The sequence below is a fragment of the Novacetimonas maltaceti genome (assembly GCF_002906255.1).
In the GTDB taxonomy this organism is placed as follows: Bacteria; Pseudomonadota; Alphaproteobacteria; order Acetobacterales; family Acetobacteraceae; genus Novacetimonas; species Novacetimonas maltaceti.
The window spans coordinates 1-5,230 of sequence record NZ_POTC01000093.1; the positions used below are offsets into that span (position 1 = coordinate 1).

Genomic DNA, 5,230 nt, shown 5'->3' on the forward strand with positions numbered 1-5,230 from the left:
CACGACCGAATGGACACTCGTTGCTCTCGCATACAACTGTAAAAGAATGGCGCGGCTTCAGGCAGCATAAGCCAGGTCAGCCTTGGCGTTATCAGCCGCAAAATGCCCAACCCGACAGGCTGTTAGGTATTAGAAAAATATTTTAAACATTTTATATTCATACTTTGTAAAAATCACTGTATCTACCGGGCAGGTCATGACCCCATGAAACCATGTCAGGCATCCTGTGCCGACCTTGCCGGAGTGTACGCACATGTCACTTTCCACAGATATGGCCAGCCTACCCTAACCTTTCGTGTTCGCATGCGGTCAGGAATGACCGGGGTCTGGAAACGAAAAATGAATCCCGCGTGATATCTGCATGTTTTCCGGCACGCAGGATTTGTTTTCACGCATGAAATACATATCCCATGAATGCCATCGTAGTTACCGCACTACGTCGGCCCTATACCTTTGTGGTGCTGTCGATCCTTATTGTGGTCTTTGGCATCATGTCGGTATTGCGCACACCGACAGACGTGTTCCCGAACATCCGCATTCCCGTGGTGTCCGTTGTCTGGACCTATGGCGGCATGCTGCCGGAGGAATTTGCCGGTCGCATCATCTATAATTACGAACTGATGGTGACCTCGACCGTCGAGGGCATCGAGCATATGGAAAGCAGCTCGTATTACGGCCGCGGCATCGTCAACATATACTTCCAGCCCGGAACGGATATCGGCAAGGCCGAGGCCGAAGTCACCGCCATTTCCCAGACGGTGATCAAGCAGCTTCCCGAAAACATCCCCGCCCCCATGGTGATGAGCCTTGATGCCTCGTCCGTGCCCGTGCTGACGCTGCAGGTCACGTCAGACCGGCAGACGCCGTCCGACCTGTTCAAGCTGGCGATGATCCGCGTGCGCCCCCTGCTGGTGACGGTGCCGGGTGCGGTGGTGCCGCAGGCCTATGGCGGGATGGACAGCTTTGTCATGGTTGCGCTGAACCAGCAGCAGTTGCAGGCGCACCACCTGTCGGCCATGGATGTGCAGAATGCCCTGCGTGGCCAGAATATCGTCCTGCCGGCGGGGGACCAGAAGATTTCCGCCACGGACTGGATGGTCCAGACCAACGCCACGCCGCGTTCGATGAAGGAACTGGGCGATATCCCCGTCAAGCGCGTGGGCAATGCCGTCATCTACGTGCATGACGTGGCCGAAGTCTATCGTGGCGGGCACCCGCAGACGAACCTTGTGCTGGTCAAGGGCAAGCAGGGTGTCGAGATCGTCGTCATGAAAAGCGGCGATGCCTCGACGCTTGATGTCGTCGCCGGGGCCAAGGCGCTGCTGCCACGGATACAGAAGCTGCTGCCACCGGACGTGAAGGTCAGCATCCTTGGCGACGCCTCCATCTTCGTGAAGGATTCCATCTTCGACGTCGTGCGCGAAATGCTGACGGCGGCATGCCTGACGGGCATGGTCGTGCTGCTGTTCCTGGGATCGTGGCGCCCGACCGTCATCATCGCCACCTCCATCCCGCTGGCGATCCTGTGCGCGATCATCGGCCTGCACTGGGCGGGACAGACGATCAATGTCATGACGCTTGGCGGACTTGCGCTTGCGGTCGGCATCCTTGTCGATGACGCCACCGTCATGATCGAGAACATCGACGCCCATCTGGAAATGGGAAAGGACCTGGAACCTGCGATCATCGATGCGGCCAACCAGATCGTCATCCCGACCTTTGTCGCCACTACCTGCATCTGCATCGTATGGCTGCCGCTTTTCGGGCTGAGCGGGGTTGCGGGCTGGCTGTTCATGCCGATGGCCGAAGCGATCATCTTCGCCATGATCGCCTCCTTCATCCTGTCGCGCACGCTGGTGCCGACGATGGCGAAGTACCTTCTGGCCGGGCACAGCGTCGCGGGGCATGGGGATTCACACCATTGCGAACCCCAGCACCACAAGCTGCAATATCCGCAGCGCCTGCCCGAACGGTTCCAGCAGGCGTTTGAACGCGGGTTCAACACCTTCCGTGAACGCTATGCCGGCCTGCTGCGCTGGGCGATTGCGCGCAGGCGGCAGTTTGTCGGGGTCTTCCTTGGCATCTCCGTCTGTTCGATGGCGCTGTACCTTGTCGCCGGGCGCGACTTCTTCCCCGAGACGAAGTCCGGCACCATCCAGATGCACATGCGCGCGCCCCTTGGCACCCGTATCGAGGTCGCGGGCCGCGAGGCGTCGCTGGTGGAGGATCGCATCAACCAGCTCTTTCCCGACCGCGTGGATACGATGATCGAGAATTGCGGCCTGCCCGAAGGCGCACACAACCAGGCCTTCATTCCCACCCCCACCATCGGCACGCAGGATTGCGACATCACGATCGCGCTGAAGGACGAGGAAACGCCCGTGTGGGATTACCGGGCCATCCTGCGCCGTGACCTGTCGGCACGCTTCCCCGGCACGGTCTTCACGTTCCAGCCGGCGGACCTGACGGCGCGGATCCTCAATTTCGGCTCCCCCGCGCCGATCGACGTGCAGATTTCCGGCCCGGACCTGCGCGACAATTACGAATATGCCCGCAAGCTGGTGAACCGGCTGCGCGCGGTGCCGGGCACCGCCGATGTGGTGATCCAGCAGACCATGAAGACGCCGACCCTGTTCGTGCAGGGCAACCGCACCTTCGGACAGGCGACAGGCATGACGGAGGCTGACCTGGCCAACAATGAACTGATGACACTGTCGGGCAGCCAGACGGTCGACCCGCAATACTGGCTGGACCCGCAGACCGGGATTACCTTCCCGCTGAATGTCTATGTCTCGCAGGACCAGCTGACGCATTTCAGCAACCTGATGACCATCCCGGTGGACAAGGGCGATGGCGACCCGCAGGGACGGCACATGCAGCTGCTGGGCGGCATCAGCAATGTCACCGCCACCGGAACGCCGGGGCAGGTGTCGCATTTCAATTCCATGCCCGAAGTCGACATCTACGTCTCGGCCGAAGGCGCGGACCTGGGGCAGGTGACAACAGGCGTGCGCCGCATCCTGCGGCAGACGGAACAGATGGTTCCCTCCACCGCCGCCGTGACCATCCGGGGGCAGACCGAAACCATGCGTCATTCCTATGTGGAACTGGTCTTCGGGCTGGTGGTGTCGGTCCTGCTGATCTACCTGCTGATCGTGGTGAATTTCCAGTCATGGCTTGACCCGTTCATCATCATCACCGCCCTGCCCGGCGCGCTGGCCGGCATCGCGTGGGCGCTGTTCCTGACCCATACCCGCCTGTCGGTGCCCGCCCTGACCGGGGCCATCATGTGCATGGGCACGGCCACCGCCAATTCCATCCTTGTCGTCTCCTTTGCGCGCGAACGGATCGAGGAGCATGGCGACGCCCTGCGCGCGGCGGTGGAGGCGGGATATGGCCGCATCCGCCCCGTCCTGATGACCGCGCTGGCGATGGTGATCGGCATGGTGCCGATGGCCATGAGCAATTCGCAGAACGCGCCGCTGGGCCGTGCCGTCATTGGCGGGCTGCTGGTGGCGACGGTGTCCACCCTGCTGTTCGTGCCGTGTGTCTACGCAATCCTGCACAACCGTCCGTCCCGCCACCGGGAGGAGCCGAAGTGATGTCGATCGGAAAATCGAAAAAAATGCTGCTGGTGGGGGGAAGTGTCGCCATCCTGGGATGGTGCGGCTACCTTGTGGGCGGGCGCATTCACCATGCCGCCGCCCTGCGCCTGACCGCGCGTGAAGCCGCCATTCCCGACGTGATGGTGATTTCCTCCCGCCCCGAGGCCCGGCATGTCAGCCTCGAACTGCCCGGCACGGTGGAAGCCTGGTACCAGGCGCCGATCTATCCTCAGGCCTCCGGCTATGTGCGCATGTGGTACAAGGATTACGGCGCGCGGGTCGCGGCAGGCGACGTGCTGGCGGAAATCAATACGCCGGGCCTTGACGCGCAGTTCGCGCAGGCACAGGCCGACCTGCAGTCGTCGCAGGCCAAATACGACCTTGCCGTCGTCACGGCGCAGCGCTGGCGCCTGATGGGCAAATCGCAGGCCGTGTCCGGCCAGTCGGTGTCCGTGCAGGACGCGAACGAGAAATCGGCCGCCGCCGACCTGGAGGCCGCGCGCCACAACCTTGACCGCTACGCCGCCCTTGAGAGGTTCAAGGTGATCGTCGCCCCCTTCAGCGGCGTGGTGACGGAGCGTGACATCAACGTGGGCGATTACGTGCATGAAGGTGGCGGCAACCTCAACGCCAATGGCGGGGCCAGCGAACTGTTCAGCGTGGCGGATACGCACCAGATGCGGCTGTTCGTCTCCATCCCCGAAAACATGTCCTACATCCTCCAGCCGGGCCTGCAGGCCAGTGTCCGCGTGCCGCAGTTTCCCGACCGCGTGTTCGAAGGGAAATTCCTGACCGTATCGGGCGGCTATGACCCCGATACGCGGACCAGCGTCAGCGAATTCGTGATCGACAACAAGGACAACGCCCTGTGGCCCGGCACCTTCGCCGCCGTGACGCTGAGCGCGCCGGAACAGTCGGGACACCTGACCATTCCCACCGGCGCGCTGGTATTTCAGGAACACGGCATGCAGGTCGCGGTGGTGGACGCCCACGATACCGCGCATTTCCGCAACATCACGGTGGGGCGCATGGGGGATGGGGCGACGCAGGTGCTCTCCGGCGTCGCCCCTGCGGACCGGATCATCGACAATCCCCCCGCCGACCTGCTGGAGGGGGAAAAGGTCCATGTTGTCACGCCTGCCGCCGGATACAGCGACGATACTTCTGAAAAGGACGATGAATGATGAAATCCGCTGTTCGTCGTCCCGCGATCCTGCGCGGGGCCTGCGCGGCCTCCATGCTGCTGCTGGCGGGATGCGACCTGGCCCCCGCCTATCACACCCCCCATTACGTCATCCCGACGACATGGCAGGGGCAGGCCCCCTTCGCACCTGCGCGTCCGATGGATGACAGCGTGCGGGCCGAGTGGTGGAAGGGGTTTGCCGACCCCCGCCTTGATGCGCTGGAAGCCGAGGCCACGGCCCATAACGGGGACCTGCAGGCTGCGTCCGAACGCTTCATGCAGGCCCGCACCGTCGTCAGCGAGGCCCGGTCCGACCTGGAGGGTTCTAAAAACCCCCTGGTTTTGAGGTCTTCTGTATGATTCTATTTCTTCTGCGTTGATTGAGGGAATGGCGATATGAAGCAGCCTGGTTTTTTTGATGTTGAAGAGCGGCTTTCCCGGT

3 protein-coding genes are annotated in these 5,230 nt (G+C 62.2%); all 3 read left to right on the forward strand.

Going from position 1 to position 5,230, the window contains the following annotated elements:
* The first annotated feature begins 410 nt into the window (after positions 1–410).
* The 3 genes from KMAL_RS15880 to KMAL_RS15890 are packed head-to-tail and all read left to right on the forward strand — an operon-like array spanning position 411 to position 5,148.
* Positions 411–3,602 carry an efflux RND transporter permease subunit gene (locus tag KMAL_RS15880; RefSeq protein WP_110096461.1) on the forward strand — a complete coding sequence of 1,064 codons (3,192 nt, stop codon included), beginning with the start codon at positions 411–413 and terminating at the stop codon, positions 3,600–3,602.
* The gene (locus KMAL_RS15885; protein WP_110096462.1) at positions 3,602–4,789 is read left to right on the forward strand and encodes an efflux RND transporter periplasmic adaptor subunit; all 1,188 of its coding nucleotides are present in this window, start codon (positions 3,602–3,604) and stop codon (positions 4,787–4,789) included. Before KMAL_RS15880 ends, KMAL_RS15885 begins: the two co-directional genes overlap by 1 nt.
* The gene (locus tag KMAL_RS15890; RefSeq protein ID WP_239020183.1) at positions 4,786–5,148 is read left to right on the forward strand and encodes a hypothetical protein; all 363 of its coding nucleotides are present in this window, start codon (positions 4,786–4,788) and stop codon (positions 5,146–5,148) included. Before KMAL_RS15885 ends, KMAL_RS15890 begins: the two co-directional genes overlap by 4 nt.
* Positions 5,149–5,230 lie beyond the last annotated feature (82 nt).

Excerpts from the sequence above, each read along its gene's own strand:
- KMAL_RS15880 (WP_110096461.1), top strand. The coding sequence starts at position 411 with ATGAATGCCATCGTAGTTACCGCACTACGTCGGCCCTATACCTTTGTG.
- KMAL_RS15885 (WP_110096462.1), top strand. The coding sequence starts at position 3,602 with ATGTCGATCGGAAAATCGAAAAAAATGCTGCTGGTGGGGGGAAGTGTC.
- KMAL_RS15890 (WP_239020183.1), top strand. The coding sequence starts at position 4,786 with ATGATGAAATCCGCTGTTCGTCGTCCCGCGATCCTGCGCGGGGCCTGC.